The sequence below is a fragment of the Phycisphaerales bacterium genome (assembly GCA_016716475.1).
GTDB lineage: Bacteria > Planctomycetota > Phycisphaerae > UBA1845 > Fen-1342 > JADJWG01.
On record JADJWG010000001.1, the window covers coordinates 1,763,652 to 1,783,247 of the forward strand.

Consider the following 19,596-nt stretch of genomic DNA (forward strand, 5'->3'; position numbering starts at 1 on the left):
CGGCTGTTTGTGGATACCCGGCCGGTTGTGAAGAGGGGAAAAACACGAATTATCGAGGGAAAACGGGAACGCTCACGAACCCTGTTTCGGGCTGGATCGGCAAGAATCGACGAATGTGTATCTCTTTTATTAAAAACATGTTACGCATAATTGAGTGGGCGGGGAGCCGCCCGCTGGTTTTTGTAGACAGGGGGTAGGCGATGTGTTATAGTCCCGGGAGTCGGCGGCCCATGAGGCCCCCCCGAAACGGACACGATTTTGCGGCTGTTCTAGCCGTGGCGCGCTTCCGGGACCGGCCTTCGGGTTCGGTCCCGGAAGTTTTTTTAGGATCGCACGGCGTCGTGGAGTGCGGTGTGGGCATGCGTGTGCAGCGCGTTCACAGAATGCAGCGGCGGCGCTGAGCAGGTGAAGGATTCCATGCAGGCCACTCCCAATGCCGGGACGGCGCAGTGTGCGCGCGGAGCGCGAGTTGTACGTCGCGAGGCAATTTGCCGCGAGCATGTCTGGATCGAGTGTGCCCTGCCGGAATTTCCACCCAGCGTGCCGGGACAATTTCTCCAGTTGCTTTGTCGTGAGGAGGACAGCGCGGGGCAGGAATGTGAGCAGGAGTGGCTCGCAGACGGTTTTCCGTCGCTCCATAACGCGGATGTGTCGGAGGTGCGACCCTATCTTCGACGTCCTTTCAGCATCGCGGATCGGTGGGATACAGCGGCGGGTGCCACCCACCTGGTGATTATCTCGCGCGCGATCGGAGTTGGCACACGCTGGCTCGACCGACTTGCGGAAGGTGACGAGTTGAACATCACCGGTCCGCTCGGACGCGGGTTTCGAATCCCCGCTCTGGATGTTCCGCTCCTGCTGATCGGTGGGGGTGTTGGTATCCCGCCGCTGCTATATTTTGCGCGGCAGCTCTGGGCGGCTGGCCACCGCGATGTAACCCTGGTGCTCGGTGCGCTTGCGCGCGATTTGCTCGCGGTTCACCTTGTCACCCCACCGGCGGAGGATGGCACCCCCACCCCCTGTGTGATGCTGCCAGGTGCAGCCCCTTACGATACGATCATCACGAGTGACGACGGCTCGATCGGTCTGCAAGGGCGCGTGACCACCGGCCTGGCACGCTGGCACGACCTGCGTGGCGCGACCGCCAGCGGCACGCTGGTGTGCGCATGCGGTCCGGAGGGCATGTTGCACGCCGTCGCAAAGCAGACGCGCGCGCTGGGATTCGCGTGCCAGTTGTGCATTGAACGACCGATGGGGTGCGGCGTCGGTACCTGCCTCTCGTGCGTGGTGCGCCGGCGCGACGAACATCACCCGGCCGGTTGGCGCTGGGCCCTGGCGTGCAGCGACGGGCCGGTCTTCGAACGCGATGAATTGCTCGACTACGCGGACGCCGAGCGTGCATGATTCATGCAGCGCGCGGATGCGAGTGGCTGGATGCGAAGATACACAGGGTCGTTGGCCGGTGTGCTGCTAGCGGGGAGCACCCTCTGTGTTTGTTGCGTTGGAGGGGGGGGCTGTCATTCACCGGACGGTCAGGGTATGCGCCTGCGGGGCGAAGCCGAGCCGCTGAATGTGGCATTGGTGCTGTCCCGCACGGCCGAGGCCGCTGAGGCCGACAATCCGTTCGATGAGTACATACCCCTGCAGGAAGCTTTGTCTGCGGCTTTGAACCGTCCTCTCGCGATCGAGGCATGCTATCCGCAACAGGTATTTGCCGGCCTGAAGGAGGCCTGGTACGACTTTGTCGTGCTGACGCCCGTGCAGTATGCCGAGCTCGTGCGCTCGTCGCACCCGCATGTACCGCTGGATGTGCTCGTGACGGCCGTGGACAAACAAAGCCGCCCCTCCCGAGCCGCGGTATTGGTCGCAGCGCAGGGTGGACCCGTCTCGACTGTGTCGGCCGTAAGGGGACACCGGGTGGCCTTCGGCCCTGAAGGTGACGCACTGACGCATCACGCCGCCCTCATGCTGCTGGCGGATGCCGGAGTGCGGGCGGTTGACCTGGCGAAGGAACGTACCGTCGGTGTCCGTGGGGCCGAACTGCTCCACCTGCCGCGCGCGACCGAGGTGCTGCGGGCAGTTGCCACAGGTGCTGTGATCGCGGGCTTCATCGATGAACTCGAGTGGGAGCGCTTCGTGGCGGGGCCGCCCGGTTCCGGGCCGCGTCCGGAGCAGTTGCTGGTGGTGGCACGGACCGTCGCCTTGCCACCCCGGCTCGTGCTCGTATCGGCGCAAGTACCGCGCGAGGTACGGCGGCTGGCGCGCCAGGCACTGCTGCGGTTTGGGCGTGAGCGACCGGAGATTTTCGATCCGCTGACCATCGGCGGATTCGTTGATCCGGAAGTCGATGCGCTCCTGGCCTGTGACCAGTTGCTCGATTATGACCTTCCGACAGCGGGGCCGCTCGACTGACGATGCCGTACCGCCCCCTGAAGCCATCGGATCTGCTTCCCAAGGGCCCGCTGCGGCGCGTGGGGCAGCATGTGTACCTCCATGACAGTCTGCCGAGCACGAATGCGTTCCTGCTGGCCGAGGCCGGGAGCGTCGGTGACGGCGCGGTGGTCGCGGCAGAGTACCAAACCGCCGGCCGCGGCCGACTTGGACGGCGATGGGAAGCACCGCGCGGCTCCTCCTTACTTGTAAGCATACTCCTGATCGAGCCGCCGGATTCTCCGCTACTGACCCCGGCAGCGCTGCTCGCCGCCGTTGCGGCCTGTGAAGCCGTCACGGCTGCGACGACATGTGAGCCGCAGATTCGCTGGCCCAATGACGTGGTATGTGACGGGCGCAAGCTGGGGGGGGTGCTGGCAGAGTCGCGCCCTCTTGGCAGGAAGCGAGCTCTCGTTTTGGGGATCGGGCTCAACTGCCTGCAGCACCGTGGGCACTTTGCCGGAGATCTGGCTACGAAAGCGACGTCACTCGAATTGGAGTGCACGCAACGCGTGGAGCGCGGCCCCATCGCCGCGGCGCTGCTTGCTCGACTCGATGCCTGGATCGCCGAGGTGTCTCAAACATCGGAAGGCCCTGTGGCGCTCTGGCGGGCCTGGCGCATGAGGTGCCCCGATGTAGGCGCGCGTGTTACACTGCACCATGATGCCCGGACGTACACGGGCACGGCCGTGGACGTAACCGACGAGGGCCACCTCATCGTTGAGCTCGATGAGGGCGGGAGGCGCGTGTTTGCCGCGGAAACGACGACGCGGGACTGGTAAGCCGCACGCTGCCGAGCGGCATGCGACGGGCGCTCGGCGATCGAGCGCGAACCGGGGCGAACCGAGCCAGTTGTCGCTGCAGCACAAGGGAGTCGGCCAGTCGTCGGCCATTGGTGAGCGTACGGTCACGGGGGGGCGGCAAGGATGCACTGTTTCTTCGTGCTACCCTGTGGGAGCTGCTTTCCTGTTGACATTGGGCATCGGGCTCGCGATGCAAACGGTGCTCACCGAGGCCATGCTGCAAACGGGAATGTTGCGTGGCGCACTGGGGGGCCTGCTGCTGGCGCTTGCCGTGGGAGCGCTTGGGGGTACGGTCTTGCCACACCGGATGCTGGGAGTGCTGTCCCGCTGGCGCCGGAACCCGGTCGGTGATGGCAGAACACAGATGGAACTCGCCACTGCGCTGGGCAGTGCATTCTTGGCGCTGACGGCACTGGGATTGACGGTACTCGTACTGGTAGCCGCTCAACTGGAAAACTGGCGTGCTGCACTGACGGCGGCCTTCCTCCTGCCTGGGGGTATGTTGCTTACCCTTGTGACCGCTCCACTATGGCTCACACTCTCGCTGGTGGGAGCGCTCGGGGCACGTACGGTGCTGGCCATCCACGGTTGGCAACGGACGCAGGATTCCACCCGTATCGGGCTGTTCTGGGCGGGTCTTCTCTTGGGCGCATTGTGGGCTGCGGGACTGGGTGCGACGGCGCTGCGTGACGAACTGCTGCGCGTGGGTGCGCTGCTGGCAGTGTTCGCGGCCGCAGCGGGCGTGGCATGGCAACGGTGGTCCGAAGGATCGGTCCATGGCTTGGCAACCATGAGCGGAGGCCCTGTGGTCCCGCTGGGCGCAAGAGCTCGGAACCGCGGGACGGCACGCTGGATTCTGCTTGGTGCAACCGCCTACGTACTCACGGCGGCAGTGCTCCATGCCGCCCCTTGCTGGGTGACCGAGCGAATTACCATGGCGGCCATGCTCGCGGCAAGCATGGGTGGCCTCGGCTGTGGCGCCGTGCTTGCACGGACGGTTTTGCAGCGCGGATGGTCTCGGGCGGGGTTGGCCGTCTGGATGCCTGGGTTGCTTGGTGCCGCTGCCGGTGCGTTGGTCTGGTCGGGAGCGGCGGTCGGTGCCCTGGCCGTGGTGGGTGCCTCCGGGGGTGTCGTGCTGGTGTGCCATGCCCGTCAGGCGGACCGCGCGATGTGGCGCGCGGGAGCTTCACACGCCGCGCGCGCGGCGGCCGTGTGTGGAGGCGTGCTGCTCGCAGGATGCGGTGCGATGCTGTGGCCTGATGCGCAATCGCACGCCTCGGTGCTGCTCATGGTGAGTCTGGGCCTGGTGGGTTGGACCGGCGTGGGATTGTGTTTGCGGAGGGGACTGTTGCCAGTTGTTCGTGGTGCCGGACTTCTGGCTGTGCTGACGGTGCTGGGGCTGATGGCGGTGGCAGCATGGGAATGGGAGCGCACCGCTGGTGGCGCCCGCGGGTGGGGTGCGGGACAAGCGAGTGAGATGATTGTGCCGACGGGGGTGCGCGCCATGATCGACGGTCTCGGCGCCCGCGTGGCGTGGGTGACTGTCGCCCCTGGTTCGACGAAAACACGCAGCGCCTGGTACCTGGACCTGGAAGCTCGGCGCTGGGACGTCATCGTACTGGTGCCGGGTGCTGAGCCCCTATCTGTGCGGGCAGCGCGCCGAGTTGTGGCCCGGGCCGAGCGCGCCCTGCTCCCGGGAGGGCGACTGCTTGTCGCCGACCCGGGTCACAGTTCGGAAGCCGATCTTCCCGGCGGTCCGATTGCACGGGCCGCGTGGGCGGCGCGGGCCAGCGGTGGTGTGGCGCACGCGGCGGTTGGTGTGCTGGAATTCCGAACCGATGCCGGTACCTGGCGACTGCTCGCGTGCGGATCGGATGTGGGGGCGTGGCTCGCCGATAGTCCGCGCGCCGCAGGGGTGCAGGCGGACTACTACCCGGTGCGTACCCGTACGGAACTCGAAAGTCTGGAACGCAATCGTTGAGCCCGGTGCTGGGCAGCGCTACGGCGGCCCGCCAGCACCGCCGGGTTCCGCGAACAGGGATTCATCCTCGGGCAGCCGGCGCGGCGGCGACTTTCCGACGTGTTCGTAGGCCCGTGGCCGGGCCACCCGCCCTCGCGGAGTGCGAATCACGAAGCCGATCTGCAGGAGGTAGGGTTCGACGACGTCTTCGAGCGTGTCGCGCTCGTGTCCCATGGTCGCAGCAATGGCCTCGATACCGGCCGGACCGCCATCGTAATGGTCCATCAGGGCGCGCAGGTACCCGCGATCGAGGTTGTCGAGGCCCTGCCGATCGATCTGCAGGATGTCGAGGGCCGCATCCACGATGGGCACGGTCAGAGTGCCATCATGCCGAACCTCGGCGTAGTCCCGTACCCGCCGCAGCAGTCGATTCGCAATGCGCGGCGTACCCCGCGAACGCCCCGCAAGCCGTTCCAGGGCGGGCTCATCCGTCGGGATACGCAGGAGTGCGGCGCTGCGCGCGAGGATGCGGATGAGTTCCGGTTCGCTGTAAAAATCCAGGTGAAAAAGCAATCCGAAGCGGTCGCGCAGTGCGGCCGACAGCATACCGGCCCGCGTGGTGGCGCCGACCAGCGTGAATCGCTTGAGCGCGAAGTTCACCGTTCGTCCGCCAATGCCGCTTTCGGTCGTGTAGTCGACGCGGAAGTCCTCCAGCGCCGGATACAGAAACTCCTCGACGACCTTGGCGAGTCGGTGGATTTCGTCGATGAAGAGCACATCCCCCTGATCGAGCTGCGTGAGCAGCATCATCAGGTCCCCCTGCCGCGCGATCGCCGGTCCGCTGGTCACCCGAATCGTCGCACCCATCTCCTCGGCAATGATGTGGGCGAGCGTGGTCTTACCCAATCCCGGGGGACCGTCGAGCAGCACGTGATCGAGCGGCTCGCCACGTTTGCGAGCGGCGGCCAGCGAGATGCTGAGCTGTGTACGCACAACCTCCTGGCCGACACATTCTGCGAGGGTACGCGGCCGCAGCGAGGTGAGGAAGCGTTCATCCTCCGCAGGGCCGCTGGTGAAGAACCGTTCGATCGCCATGGGCGCAGGATAGCCGGAGCGGAGGCGCGTGGGAACGGGAGACGGAGGCCGCAGTCAGACGCGCTGGCCGACCACATCCATGAGACGTGGAAAGTACGTCATCAGCGCGGCGGCCAAGCGGGTCACCCCGCTGGTCCAGACTTCCGGACGAGGGTGCCGAAGACACCGCACCACGGCGTTCGCGACGGTCTCCGGACGCTGCACCAGCCAGCGCGGCGCATCCCCGTGCGGCGCGGTGTCCGGCGCGGGGGTCATGCGGCCGTACTGTGCGGCGCGGTTGAAAAAATTCGTTGCGGTTGTGATGGGGTGAACCGAGGCGACCTCGATCCGCTGCGACCGCAGCTCCATCCGCATGGCCCGGCAGAAGTGGTGCTGCGCGGCCTTCGTCGCCGAATAAGCGGCGAAGTTCCGCAACGTGAGCCGGGCAACCGCACTGCTGCATTGAAGAAGGTGTCCCGGCCGCCCCGCCTGGATCAACCGGCGCGCCGCCGTGCAGACCAGGTGCGTCGCCGCGAAGAAATTCACTTCGAAAATCTGCCGCAGTTCGGCGTCCGTCAATTCGTGTGAGGCCTTCTTGAATCCGTAACCAGCGTTCGCGAACACCACGTCGAAGTGCCCGAATTCACGTTCCGCCGTGTCGAGCAGTCGCTCGTTCAGTCCCGCTTCGGTGACGTCCCCGGTGAGACTCGTGACCCGGCGGCCGAAGCGGCGCACCTCGGCGGCGACCTGTTCCAAGCGGTCCGTCTGGCGCCCGTGGAGTACGCAGTCCATGCCCGCGCGGGCGCAGGCCACGGCGGTGGCCGCACCGATACCGCTACTGGCGCCGGTGATCACGATGACCTGATCGCGAAGCTCGCGTGCCATGGCGGGAGTCTAGGGACCGGCATACCCCCGCACAAGCGCGCCACCATGAGCCGACGGTGATTCGATTCGCCGATACAGGTAGTAGGTGCCGAATCTCGGCAGTTCCTCGGCCAGGGTGTAATGCGTCTCGATCCACGGGAAGATCGTGAACTCTGACGGCGGCAGGGCGATGCCCATCATCCGGTTGCGCTCGGCGTTGCTCAGCACGATCAGGGCCGGCGGATGGGCACGCAGCGTGGCCTCGATCTCGGCGACGATGTGCTGCGCCCCAGCGCCCACCTGTCCGACCTTCTCGGTCGTGAAATAGCGACTGGCATTCACGCGTTTCGCGGTCAGGTAGGCCCCCGGCAGGAAGCCCCAGATCTGGACGCGCTCATCCGGGCGGGTATGACGCGCCACGGCCGCGCCCACGTACTCCCATTCGGCCACTTCCCGCTGCTCGACGCGTTCCATCCAGACCCGCGCCGTATCGGTGTACTGCCACCACAACGCGCCATAGGAGAAGTAGCCCAGGATCACGAACGCCACCGCCACCCACGCGCGCTGCTGCAGGCGTGTCAGCAGACTGACTTCTGTGCGCAGAACGTTGATGAGATAGCCGGCCACCAGGAGCAGGGGCGGGAACCACGGTACGAGGTAGTGCCGGAAGCCGTGCGGACTGAGAAGTGCGCCGTAGAATGCGACCACACCCCACAGGAAGAACAGCAGAAAGTACCGCGGACACACTGGGCGCTGGGCCCGCAGCGGGGTCTCGATTTCCGGCGGGCGATGTTGCGGGGCGCGCCACCAGAGGAACGCATGCAGGGTTGCCGCGGCCGCCATCAGCAGTGGCGCCAGCAGCACGTCGTCGATCTGGCTGCGCAGCAGCGCCAGGTTGACGAAGTTGTACGGAAAGCGGCTGTCGCCCGTGGCAAAGTACGCGCGGTTGAAGCCGAAGGTTGCGTAGAGCGCTTCCCCCAGTGCTCCCTGCGCCGCCAGCACACCCGCCGCCACGGCCACCGTCGTCACGGCGCCAGCCACCAGCAGCAGTCCGCGCCGCACGCCGGCCAGCAGACCCAGTTCCCGCGTCCCCATCAGGATGAGCAGGTGCAGCCCCATACAGCCCCACGCCGCGAGCCCCACCTGCTTGAAAAGGAAGCCGAGCCCCGCCGCGAGCCCCGCCGCGTACCACTTCCACCAGCGATCCTGTGCCCAGCCGCGCAGATAGAACGCCAGGGCGACCAGCTCGCAGGCGACGACGAAGACTTCGGTGCGGTTCGTACCTCCGGTATAGCGCACGTGCGTAATGAAGAACGAGGCCAGGACCGTTGCGAGCGCCGCCGCCCCGGTGGTAGACCGAGGCGGCCACCACGAAGAACGCCGCCAGACTCACGAGCAGCGCGAGCGTGCACATGGCCGTGACGCCCAGGTAGTGCCCGCCGCTGAGCCACATGCCCAGCGCATTGATCCAGTAGATCCCTGGCGGCTTGTTGTCCCACACGTCGAGGTACACGGTCGCGCCGTTCGCGATCCGCCAGCCGAAGTACGCGAACATCTGGTCGTCGACTACGTCCGTGCGCCAGAAGGCGACGAATTGCGACATCGCGATTAGCGGCAACGCGATCATCGCCATCACGAGCAGGAGATCACTCAGCGGGCGCGCGCGGCCGGCGGGCGGGGAGAAAGAATCAACGGCGGGTGTCGAGCGGCTCATACCGGCCACAGCTTACCAGCGGGCGCTGTCGCCGGTAAATGTCCGCCGCCGGCTCCCTGGGTCCACGCGGCCCGCCCGGGATCGAACACAGCCCATCTCTCGCGACGGCTGGGATACGAATTGGGGTCGGGGTATGATTCCCGTAAACTGCGGGGAATTCAGGTTCCTGCATCACTTTCAATGGCATCGAATCCGAGATCTGGGCCAAGGGCTGCGCGCCGTCACCACCTTGGTGCTAACCCATGCGCTCCAGCATTCGCACGAGACGAAGCAACCAGAGTGTAAGCCCGTACACTACGCAAGTTGCAGTCGCGGCGAGCGCCAGCGCGGGCCAGAAATCGAACTGCCTGAGAAACCACGTCAGTGCGGTTCCGGCCGCGGGGCTATTGGAGGAGCTGCGCGGAACCGACGACCTTCATGCCGTCCGGCTTCTCAATTTCGATCCACCACCGCGCGTTCTCGGGTAAGGGGTCCGGGGCGAGGGTATGCACGTCGTAGTCATCGTGTGACGGGGCGTACTCCGCCTTCCCGACACGTGACACGGTGCGATCTTCGGTGCCGATCCACGCGCGGACGACGGTCGCGCCGTTGTCGTTGTAGGGGAGCTTAACAACGAGGTGACCTTCCTTGCCGGCTTCGACTTTGCCGTGGCCCTGGGCCAGTTCAACGCGCAGGTCGCCGATCGTCACGGTGCCAAGCCAGACCTCGTCGTGGTCGTGGTCGTGATTCTCGCTCAACTCGCCGGCATGTTCTTGGCCGTGCTCGTCGCCGGTGGCCATGTCCGTATCGTGAGCGGTGTGCGCCGTGCCGGCGGGCTTCACAGTGCCTTGCTCAGGGGAGCGCTCGCAGGCAGTGACGAAAGACAGACCGACCAGCACCGCAAGTGTCGTGAATACCAGTCGCATGAATGGGTCTCCGATTCAAGTCATCAGGGGGTGGTCGGCGCGGTTGCTCGGCCGACCGTTTCAGTTGCGCGCGCACCGCCCGGTGCGGCTACGCGATGGATGGCCGCGTACCCGGCGGGTACGACGACCAGGTTCAGAAAAGTTGACGAGAGCAGGCCGCCGAGAATGACGACCGAGAGCGGGGCCAGGATCTCATTGCCGGGCTTGTCGCCCTTGAGGACGATCGGGACCAGCGCGAGTGCCGCCGTCAGCGCCGTCATCAGAATCGGCACCAGCCGTTCCTGCGAGCCGCGGATGATCGCCTCGTACGGCGTAGCACCTTCCTGTTCCACCAGGTGCTTGTAGTGGTTGACCAGCAGGATGCCGTTGCGCACGGCGATGCCGAACAGCGTGATGAAGCCGACGAGACTGGCGATCGAGATGACCGGCGCGGTGTAGTGACCGCTGCCGAACAAGGCCAGCGTGTTGCCGAGCACATCGGGAGACTCGCGCACAAAAATCGCCAGAATGCCGCCGATCAGTGCCAGCGGCAGGTTGACCAGCACCAGCAGGGCGACTGGGAACGAGCCGATGGCCAGGTTCAGCAGAATCAGCATCACCACGGCCACGAGTCCTCCGAAGAGCCAGATCGTTCGGCTGGCCGACTGCTGGGCCTCGAACTGTCCGCCGTATTTGACCGTGTAGCCGTGCTGCTGGACGAGCGGATCGACCTGCTGCTGCACCTGCTGGATAAGATGTCCGAGGTTATACCCTTCGGCCACGTTCAGGGAGACGACCGCTTTGCGCTGGGCGTTCTCCCGGGCGATAAGGTTGGAAGTCATCTCGGGGCCGATGTCGGCCACTTCTTCGAGGCGGACGAAGGCACCGCCGCGACCACGCAGTACGATGTTCCGCAGAGCGCGCACACTGTCGCGTTCATGCTCCGCCAGCCGGACGGTAAGGGCGTAACGACGGATACCTTCGTGGACTTCAGCCACTTCCACCCCGAAGATTGCACTGCGCACCTGAGCGGCCGCCGACGCGGGTGTCAGCCCGTAGGCGGCGAGTTCGCGCGGGCGATACTCGACCGGCAGCGACTGGATCAGCACCTCCCGGTTCGCGGCGACATCGCGTGCGCCCGGCAGCGGCTTGAGCGCGGCCGCGATCTCTCTGGCGATCGCGCGGAGCTTATCGAGGTCATCGCCGTACACGTTGATTGCGATGGCTGCAGGTGTACCCGACAGGATGTGACTCAGCCGGTGCTCGATCGGCTGACCTACATTGGTTGTGATGCCGGGAATCCGTGCGAGCACCGCGGTGATTCTGGCCTGCACATCTTCCTTCTCGTAGCCGGGTTGGATGGTGACTTCGATTTCCGAGTTGCTCACCGGCTCCGCGTGCTCGTCGCGCTCCGCCCGACCGGTACGGCGGGTCACGCTACGGACGCCCTCGATCTCCATCAATTGACGCTCGACGGATCGAGCCAGGCGATTGCTGGCGGACAGTGAAGTCCCCGGCGGACCCATCAGATACAAGGTGAAAGTGCCCTCGTTGAACGCCGGCAGGAACGAGGTGCCGAATGTCGAGCCGAGCCAAAGCGTGCTGATGGTCACGGCCGCCGCGCCGCCGAGGACCACCCCGCGCCGTCGCAATGCGATCCGCACGGTCGGCTCGTACGCGGCCTTCAGCCAGCGCACGAGGAAGCCGTCCTGTGATTCCCGCTGGCTCGGCCTGGCGTGCAGCAGATAGCGGCACATGGCCGGTGTAATCGTGAGTGCCACCAGCAGTGATGCCAGGATCGATACGACGAATGCGACCCCGAGGGGTCGGAAAAAGCGGCCCTCGATCCCCTCGAGAAACATCAGCGGCAGAAACACCAGCGCGATGATGATCGTGGCGAACACCATGGCAGGCCGAATCTCGTTGCTGGCCTCGAAGATGACTTTCAGCTTGGAGCGCCGCGCGTGTTCGGGTTGCGCGGCATTCAGCTTCAAGCGGCGAAAGACGTTCTCCACGTCGATGATGGCATCATCGACCAGACTGCCGATCGCGACGGCGAAGCCGCCCAGTGTCATGACGTTGATGGTCATGCCCAGGCCGTTGAGCGTGAGTAGACCCACGGCCAACGACAGCGGAATCGCGGTCAGCGTAATGATCGTTGAACGGACATTCAGCAGGAACAGGATGAGAATGACCGTCACAATGAGACCGGCGTCACGCAACGCATGCACGACGTTGTTCACTGAGAGTCTGATGAAGTCGGCCTGGCGGAATATCTGCCGATTGACCCGGATCCCCGCGGGCAGGCTGGGTTGTAGCGCGTCGAGCATCGCATCCACGCGCTCGGTGACCTTCAAGGTATTGGTGCCGGGCGTCTTCTGCACCGTCATGACGACTGCCGGCCGGCCGGCATCCGCGCCCGCACCACGCTTCAGCGCAGGTCCCAGCCGTACTTCCGCGATTTGACCGATCGTGACCGGCGCACCGTTTTGATACTTGATCACCGTCCCCGCGATGTCAGCAACGCTGCGGACACGTCCGCTCTGGCGGATCGGCATCTCCAGCGAGTCGACATCCGCGAGGTAGCCGGCGCTCAGCGTGCTGTGCGACTCGCGCGCGGCATCCGTGACGTCGGCGATCGTCAGGTCATACAGCCGCAGTTTTTCCTGCTCGACGAGCACCTGGTACTCCGGCAACTCGCCGCCCATGACCGTGACTTGCGCGATGCCCGGGATCGCCAGCAACTTGTTGCGCAGGTCGAACTCGGCGTAGGCCCGCAGTTCAAGGTCGCTGACGTTTCCCTCGGGCGCCGACACGGCCAGCAACATGATTTCGCCGGTGATGGAGGTTATTGGTGTCATCTCGGCGTGTGCGCTGGGCGGCAGGTCCTCCCGCGCCGCGTCCAAACGCTCGGAGACCAGTTGCCGGGCGCGGTAGATTTCCGTGCCCCATTCAAACTCGACATAGGCGATCGACAGCCCGATCGCGCTGGACGAACGCACGCGGCGTACGCCGGGAATGCCGTTGACGGCGGTCTCGATGCGGAAAGTGACGTACTGCTCTACTTCATCTGCTGCGAGGCCGGGCGCTTCGGTCATGACCACGACGGTGGGCGCATTCAGCTCGGGGAATACATCGACCGGCGTCTGCGGCAACTGATAGGCGGCCAACACGAGCAACATGGCACCGAGCGACAACACCAGTAAAGCGTGGTCAATCGAGAAGCTGATCAGCTTCTTCAGCATGTCCAGCCCCTCCTTTGCTAGTGATTTTCGCCATGGAACGTGCCGTCCGCGTGGAAGTGGCCGCCTTTCAGGGTGGCCCCACTCTGAGTCGTTGCCAGTTTCAGCTCATACGCGCCATCGAGCACGACCTCGTCACCGCGCATCAGGCCACTGTGGATCACAACCCAGCGGCCGTCATCCACACCCATGTCCGCCTCGACGCGGATTGCCTGGTTGGGGTTCTGGGGATCGCGGCGGAAGAACACATGCGTGATCCCGTCCTTCACGATCGCCGAACGTGGAATCGCCAGTGCCTTTCCGCCGGAGCTCTCGGCCATGACCTCCAGGAAAGCCGACACGCCCGGCCGCATCCAGGGACGCAGCTCCGCCGGGCGGGCGATGAGCGTGAAGGTGCGGTTATCCGGGTTGGCCTCCAGGCCAAGTTGCAGGTCGGCCGTCACGCTGTCATTGATTCGCAGGTCCGGCATGCGCGGTGGCGTGATCTGGGCGCTGCCGCCGTTGATGAGCTTCGGTAAATCCGCCTGGAGGCCCAGGGCTCGGAAGCGCAGCCGAGCGGGTTGCACGGTGGTGAGTACCAGCGCACGCGGATCGGCCCAGGCGCCGTTGGTCAGCGCCAGCAGCTCCACCACGCCGACGTCCTCGGCCCGCACCGCCACGCGACGGATGCCACGCCAAATCGGGTGCCCCTGCGGCGATTGGGGATCGATCTCCGTCAGCGTCTCGACGGGCAGCGCGAGCAGGGAGCTCGCATTGGCCAACGATAAATCGAGCCGCTCCTGCTGTGCATTGAGTTCTGTGCGGTTCTGCGCGGCGCGCAGCTTCAGCTCGGCGGTTTTCTCCAGGGCCTCCGCCAGCGCCGCCCGCGTAGCCGCCAGCGTGGCGCGGGCCTGGGCGAAGTCCTCGTCGGTCACCACGCCGGTTGCGCGGCTCGCTTCGAGCTGCGTGACGCGCTCGGTCCATATGGCCACTGACTGCTCAAGCTCGGCGTGATGCTGCTGGTGTGCGGTGAGCAACGGGCCCATGGCGTCGGCGGTTGCGCGCGCCTGCTCCAACTGCAGTTCAGTCTCATTGAGCCGCTGCTGCAACTCCCGCCAATCCGGCGAGTCGAGCGTGTAAATCGCCTGCCCGGGCTCCACCTCCTCGTATTGTGCGACATGCAGCTCGATCCGGCCGCTCGCCATGGTGCGGTACTCACGCCGCGCCTCGGGCGACAGTTCGAAACTGCCCGGCACCCGGATGGTGCGGGCGACATCCCGCACTTCGACCGGGGCGAAGGTGATGCCCAGGTTGCTGCGCACGGTCGGAGGAATCTCCACGCGGTTGGTCGAAGCCGTCGGGCTATCCGCTGCGGCGCGGGCATGTTCCGGATCGGCGTCGGGTGAATTGCGGCAGCCACCCAGTGGGAACGCAGTGATGAGTAACGAGAGCAGTAGGATGCGGCTCATGAGGCACACTCCTCGGTCCTCGAACCAGGTGTCAATTCTTCAGTGGATTCAACCGTCGTTCGCGCCGTGTTGCGCAACACGTCCGCCGGTCGTCCCGTGACGCGTTCTAGTTCTATTTCGGCCAGGGCGGCGGCTTGTAACGCATCGAGCTCGCTCGCCCGCGTCGCCAGGTAGGCCCGCTGCGCCTCCAGCAACGACAGGAATGCCACGCGACCGATGCGGTAGCCCTCCTGAGCGAGTGCTACGTTGCGCTCGGCGGTCGGAACGAACTCCCGGCGATAGAACTCGGCATTCTCCGTCGCTGTCCGGACGCGCGCCAGAGACGCGTAAATGTCCTGTGCCGCGGTCACCCGCAACGCATCACGACGCTGCCGGGCCTGCTCGAGCAGGTAATCCGCTTTGGCGATCTGTGCCTGGTTCTGGTCCCAGAGCGGCAACTCCACCGACAGCGTCGGCCCGGCCAACGTGTCGATGCCCTGCGGTTCACGCGGCAGGAAGTTGGGCGGCGTCGGAGCCCCTGATTGCAGCGAGTCGAAGAACGCTTCGGCCAGCCATTTCCGGTCGCCGCGGGAGCGTCGTTCCGCCAGTTCGAACGCGAAACCGACCTCTACGGATCGTAGGAAGCGAACGCGTTCGAGCTTGGCCAGCGCTTCGGCCATTGCGACGGAATCTTCCATCATGCGCAAGTCGAGCCGTGCCGAGTGCGCGATCGCTTGCAGCCGCTCCGCAGGTACATCCCACGCGGCGGGGACTTTCAGAACATCAGCGAGCACCAGTCCGGCGGGATCCCGGGTTAGGCCGAGCAGTTCACACAGCGCGCCGCGTTGGCTTCCACCGCAGCGAGCCGCGCGTTCCGCAGGTCCGCCACCGCCTGCAGCTTCGTGGCCCGTGCCAGGTTCAGGTCCACCTCCGACCCGGATCCGGCCTGCTGACGCAGCTCGGCGATTTCCACCAGTTGGGTCGCGCTTTCGACCCCGTCCGCTGCCAATTCGACCCGCAGTGGTGCCAGAGCAGCCCGCACGTAGGCCTGCCGCACGTCGAGGACGACTAACGCCGTCGAGCGTGCAGCTTCAAGCACCACCCGGTCGAGATCCCGCTGGGCGGCTTCCTGGCGTGCGGGTACCAACCACAACTCGGCAATGTTCTGCGCCAGGTTCACTTCGAAATCAGGTAAGCCGCCACTGTCGGGGAACCGCAGCGACAGGAACAAAGTCGGATTGGAGTACAACGCTGACTGGACGAATTCCGCGCGGGAGACGCCGATCGACAGCATCGCCGCGCGCACGTTCGGGTTGTTGAGCAGGGCAACCTGGACGGCCTCGCCATCAGTCAAACCGTCGGCGAGCAGCTCCTCGGTAGTTTCAGCCGCAGTCGCCACGTCGTGCAGGAGGAATTCCGCCGGTATCCCAACCGCGCGCTCGACTTCTGCCGCTGAGCGTTGAATGTCAGGCCCGGTATCGAGCGAAACACAACCACCGGTCAGGCCGACAAGCACCAGAGTCGTCAGCACCCCAGTACCGGGCGCCAACCGCCGTCGGCTCGGGAATAAGGGGATAGATCTTGCCGCCCGGGGTCGCAGCGACCGCGCGGCGCGCGCAGCAGGCCAAGCCATGATGTGCAAGTTGTGAAACTCCGGAAACGTGTGCCAATAGATCTGTCACCGCGCAGCGACGACACAACGGGTTTGCTACCCGTCGATTAGATCAACAGCACGATCGTCCGGAGGAGTGGGCAGGAGTCGTGGTGAGGCGCTACCCGAGGTGGTCGTTCAAGCGCGGTGCAGTGTCCATCCGTCGGACTCGCCGCCAAAGTCAACGCGAATCCGAATGCCGGTTGCGGGCCGACGGTGGACCGGCGCGATTCACGCGGCGGGGGAGCAAAGATCACATGGGTGTGGCCGCCATATGCCACGCAGCAGGCATGCTGATCGCAAGGCAACGGCTGCTCGCGCCAATCCGTGGAACTGCCGGGGCATGGCACGTGGGCGTGGGAGTGCCAGAAGCCGATATGCAGGTGCAGGTGGCCATGCCCATCGTCCGCATGACCGTGGGTGAAACACAACCAATGCGAGCAGACCGCGAGCACCAGCCCCACGACCAAGGTATGAATCACGCGCTCTGTGATCCGCATATCCGCTCACACCGCCAGGGCGGCCAGGACGAAGCGCGACCCGAAGTGTGGAGAGAATAGTCGCCCAACCTGTAGGTGTCGACGAAATTCTGCCGGATGTGTACGGAGCGTGCTCGGCGGGTCGTGAACAGGTGCCGCGCAACCGCTCTCGGGCCACCTTGACCAGTCGGCCCCTCGGGGGCGCAATCCACACTCTGGCATGGGGGTGATTCATGGGGAGCATCGGTAACTCACCGATCTCGAGTTTCAATGATGTTAACGCAGCATTTCACAATCAGTATGCGGGTTCGTGCTGGATGGATTGTGGCAGCCGCGGATCACCAATCGGTACGAGCCGGTGCCCGGCAGTCAGCAAAAGGGCGCCGAGGAAATAGATGCTGCCGACGGTGAGTAGCAGGCCGAGCTCGATCACGCCGAGCTTGAGTGTCGGACCGAGTTCGGGCATCACCAGCCAGACGATGTCGAGGTAGTGCATCGCCAGCAGCCACAGTGCCCAGCAGGCAAGCACTGCCGGCCGGCGCTTGGTATGCCGTGTCATGAGGCCGAGGAAGGGGATCAGGAAGTGGCCCAGCAGCAGGACCAGGAGGACGACGGTCCAGGGGCCGAAGTCTGCGGGAACGGTGCTCGCGCCGCGGATGCGGAGCCAGCCGACCATCTCGGGGATATGGGCGTACCACAGCAGCAGGTATTGGCTGAAGGCGATGTAGCCCCAGAAGAACAGGAAGGCGAACAGCAGCCGGCCGAGGTCGAGGTAGTGCTCGGTACCGATGGCGGGCGGGAGCAGGCCGCGGCGCTGGAGCAGGAAGACGGCCAGTACGAGAGTGGCGAGGGTGCCGACGGCGGCGCCAGCGAAGTAGTAGACGCCATAAATGGTGCTGTACCAGTGGGGGTTGAGGGACATCAGCAAGTCGAAGGCGCCGACCATGAGCGTGAGACCGAGGAGCAGAGCGCCGCCACCGGCGGACCGCTCCATGCGCTGGGTGATCGCGATGTCGCCGGTTGCGTCCTGCCGCAGCGAGTCGCGGTAGTAGCGCAGTCCCAGCCAGCTCCACACCGCCAGCAGCAGCGCCCAGCGCAACAGGAAGAACGGCGTGTTCAGCCACGGGCGCTTCTTGAGCGTGAAGGCGTCGAGCTGGCGATGTTCGTATCCCGGTGCGGCAGCCGTGTTGGCCGTCTGGGCCGGATCAATCTCCGCGTGGCCTCCGCTGTCGTCAGCAAGAAGTGGTATGGGTGTGTGGTCGTGGACGATGGCGGTGGAGTCGGGTTGTGCCCAGGGGTAAATTTCGCCTCCACCACGCAGCACGGAGACCGCGATCGGGATAAACAGAATACCGACGGTTACGACATTCGCCGCCAGGATCTCGGCGGGGCGGCGGATCAACACAGACCATCCGGCGCGCGTCAGGTGCTGCATGATGACGAAGAAGAGCCCGCCCAATGACAGACTGAGGACGAACGCGAAGGCGACGAGGTAGGCCATCATGACGCGCGGCCAGGGGTCGGAGACAAACGCGGCGTGCAGGCCGGCGGCCGTGAACCCCGCGGCACCAAGCAGCATGAGCGCGAACACAGTGCGGCGGCCAGGCGGTGCGGCGGGCGGCAGCGAAGCGAGAGACCGGTCACCCTGCGTGGTGTGATCCATCGGGTTACTCCCCGGAAGCGGGTGAGGTTGGCGGCCCGGGGGCGACGGTTGCCTGCAAATGGCGGATATAGGCGACCGTGGCCCAGCGGTCGTGGACGTCGAGTTGGTCTGCGTGTGGCGGCATGTTGCGGATGCCTTGCCGGATCGTGTTGTACAGGTGACCGTCGGGTCGCTCGCGCACCTCGTTACTCAGCAGTGAGGTGGGCGGTACCCAACGGGCCTGGTTGTTCTGCACTGCCCACACATGGAGCGGGCCGCGGCCGGTCCCGTCTTCGCCGTGGCAGACGACACAGGCGATGTTGAAAGCGATACGGCCGCGCTCGAGTAGTTCGAGGTCGGGCTTGATCTGGGCGGGGAGGCCGTCGAAAAAGTGGAGTTCCTGCGTCCCGGACTGCGGCTGGGCCCGGATTGCGAAACCACGGAAGTAATGGTCGTCGATGGCGAGCCGGCCACGCGCGACGGTACCGGGTGGCGGCAGGCGCATGGCGCGGCCGTCAGCGAATGCGGTACTGGCGGCCTGCGGGCCATAGCGCGGCTGGTTAGCCATATCCTGGAGGGGCTGGATGCGCGGAAAAGGCGAAATGCGCCCGCGCTGGACAAGGAGGATGACAGGCGGAATTGCGGCGACGATGAGGAGGACGAGCAGCGCGGCGATCATCCAAGCCGGGGGGCGCGGGAGACGCAACTCGCGCTGCAACCGCAAAGGTGAGGGAAAAGGGAAGCGTTCTTCGTGATAACGTCGCACGATGGATTCCTCAGCGTTTCGGTAGCGTCACCCTCAGTCCGTCACCACCTCGATGTGGATTGCGCCCAGGGATTCGAGCAGAGCACGGTTCTCGACCGGATCGAACCTAGGATCCTCCGCCTCAATGACCACGAAGAAGCCGTCCGCGGTGGCCCGCAGGAAACGCGTACTTTTCAGCAGCGGATTGCTGAGCATGGGCTGTTTGTTCAGGCCGAAAAGCCCCAGTACGGTACCGAATGCGGCGAGCAGGACGGCGGTTTCAAAGATGATGGGGATGTTCGCCGCGAGACTGAAGCGTGGCTTGCCACTGACCAGGTACTCATAACCCTGGAAAGGGGTCGGTACGCCGGGGAAGGTTGTGGCGTTCGTCCACCCGACCAGCAGCAATCCGAGCAAGGCACCGATCCCCCCGTGGACGAGGGCGATCCAGGGCAGGATGGTTGGGCGCAGCCCCATCGACTTATTGATGCCGTGGATCGGGAAGGGGCTGTGAACGTCCCACACCTCGAACCCCAGATCACGAATCTGTTCGGCGGCGGTCATCACACCGTCAACGTTGGAGAACTCTGCGACGATGGCGAAGGGGCGCGGTAGTGAGGTTGCGGGGGCGGCAGATGTCGGGGGGCTCGGACCGGCGGTCATCGCTGGCACCTCATGGTG

General features: G+C 65.4%; 16 protein-coding genes. 4 read left to right on the forward strand and 12 right to left on the reverse strand.

The window, feature by feature from the left end; genetic code table 11:
• Positions 1-417 precede the first annotated feature (417 nt).
• From IPM18_07220 to IPM18_07235, 4 genes are all read left to right on the forward strand, one after another.
• A complete protein-coding gene (locus tag IPM18_07220) occupies positions 418-1,404 on the forward strand; it encodes a hypothetical protein (GenBank protein ID MBK9119379.1) in 987 nt (328 codons plus the stop codon).
• A gap of 135 nt (positions 1,405-1,539) precedes the next feature.
• The gene (locus IPM18_07225; protein MBK9119380.1) at positions 1,540-2,412 is read left to right on the forward strand and encodes a PhnD/SsuA/transferrin family substrate-binding protein; all 873 of its coding nucleotides are present in this window, start codon (positions 1,540-1,542) and stop codon (positions 2,410-2,412) included.
• A gap of 2 nt (positions 2,413-2,414) precedes the next feature.
• Positions 2,415-3,212: a biotin--[acetyl-CoA-carboxylase] ligase gene (locus tag IPM18_07230; GenBank protein MBK9119381.1), complete on the forward strand. Its 798-nt coding sequence runs from the start codon at positions 2,415-2,417 to the stop codon at positions 3,210-3,212.
• A 187-nt stretch (positions 3,213-3,399) separates the two neighbouring features.
• Positions 3,400-5,214, forward strand: a complete 1,815-nt coding sequence (locus IPM18_07235) for a hypothetical protein (protein MBK9119382.1) — start codon at positions 3,400-3,402, stop codon at positions 5,212-5,214.
• 18 nt (positions 5,215-5,232) lie between these two features.
• Here IPM18_07235 and ruvB read toward each other — a convergent pair whose 3' ends face one another.
• From ruvB to IPM18_07295, 12 genes are all read right to left on the reverse strand, one after another.
• The gene (gene ruvB, locus IPM18_07240) at positions 5,233-6,288 is read right to left on the reverse strand and encodes a Holliday junction branch migration DNA helicase RuvB (protein MBK9119383.1); all 1,056 of its coding nucleotides are present in this window, start codon (positions 6,286-6,288) and stop codon (positions 5,233-5,235) included.
• 54 nt (positions 6,289-6,342) lie between these two features.
• The gene (locus IPM18_07245) at positions 6,343-7,152 is read right to left on the reverse strand and encodes an SDR family NAD(P)-dependent oxidoreductase (GenBank protein MBK9119384.1); all 810 of its coding nucleotides are present in this window, start codon (positions 7,150-7,152) and stop codon (positions 6,343-6,345) included.
• Positions 7,153-7,161: 9 nt separating this feature from the next.
• Entirely contained in the window at positions 7,162-8,454 is a 1,293-nt protein-coding gene (locus IPM18_07250; protein MBK9119385.1) for a hypothetical protein, read from the reverse strand.
• Between the two features lie 774 nt (positions 8,455-9,228).
• Positions 9,229-9,750 (reverse strand): hypothetical protein, encoded by a 522-nt coding sequence (locus IPM18_07255; protein ID MBK9119386.1) that lies wholly within the window; start codon positions 9,748-9,750, stop codon positions 9,229-9,231.
• Between the two features lie 23 nt (positions 9,751-9,773).
• The gene (locus tag IPM18_07260) at positions 9,774-12,974 is read right to left on the reverse strand and encodes an efflux RND transporter permease subunit (GenBank protein MBK9119387.1); all 3,201 of its coding nucleotides are present in this window, start codon (positions 12,972-12,974) and stop codon (positions 9,774-9,776) included.
• Positions 12,975-12,991: 17 nt separating this feature from the next.
• Positions 12,992-14,419, reverse strand: coding sequence for a hypothetical protein (locus IPM18_07265; GenBank protein ID MBK9119388.1), 1,428 nt, complete (start codon positions 14,417-14,419; stop codon positions 12,992-12,994).
• Positions 14,416-15,192 (reverse strand): TolC family protein, encoded by a 777-nt coding sequence (locus IPM18_07270; GenBank protein ID MBK9119389.1) that lies wholly within the window; start codon positions 15,190-15,192, stop codon positions 14,416-14,418. The genes IPM18_07265 and IPM18_07270 overlap by 4 nt, the downstream gene beginning before the upstream one ends.
• Positions 15,193-15,212: 20 nt before the next feature.
• Complete coding sequence (locus tag IPM18_07275; protein ID MBK9119390.1) at positions 15,213-15,929, reverse strand: TolC family protein; 717 nt, start codon at positions 15,927-15,929, stop codon at positions 15,213-15,215.
• A 188-nt stretch (positions 15,930-16,117) separates the two neighbouring features.
• Positions 16,118-16,549 (reverse strand): hypothetical protein, encoded by a 432-nt coding sequence (locus IPM18_07280; GenBank protein MBK9119391.1) that lies wholly within the window; start codon positions 16,547-16,549, stop codon positions 16,118-16,120.
• Between the two features lie 274 nt (positions 16,550-16,823).
• Entirely contained in the window at positions 16,824-18,191 is a 1,368-nt protein-coding gene (locus tag IPM18_07285; protein MBK9119392.1) for a quinol:cytochrome C oxidoreductase, read from the reverse strand.
• Between the two features lie 4 nt (positions 18,192-18,195).
• Positions 18,196-18,936 carry a cytochrome c gene (locus IPM18_07290; protein MBK9119393.1) on the reverse strand — a complete coding sequence of 247 codons (741 nt, stop codon included), beginning with the start codon at positions 18,934-18,936 and terminating at the stop codon, positions 18,196-18,198.
• A gap of 33 nt (positions 18,937-18,969) precedes the next feature.
• Positions 18,970-19,578 carry a DUF3341 domain-containing protein gene (locus IPM18_07295; GenBank protein MBK9119394.1) on the reverse strand — a complete coding sequence of 203 codons (609 nt, stop codon included), beginning with the start codon at positions 19,576-19,578 and terminating at the stop codon, positions 18,970-18,972.
• Positions 19,579-19,596: the final 18 nt, after the last annotated feature.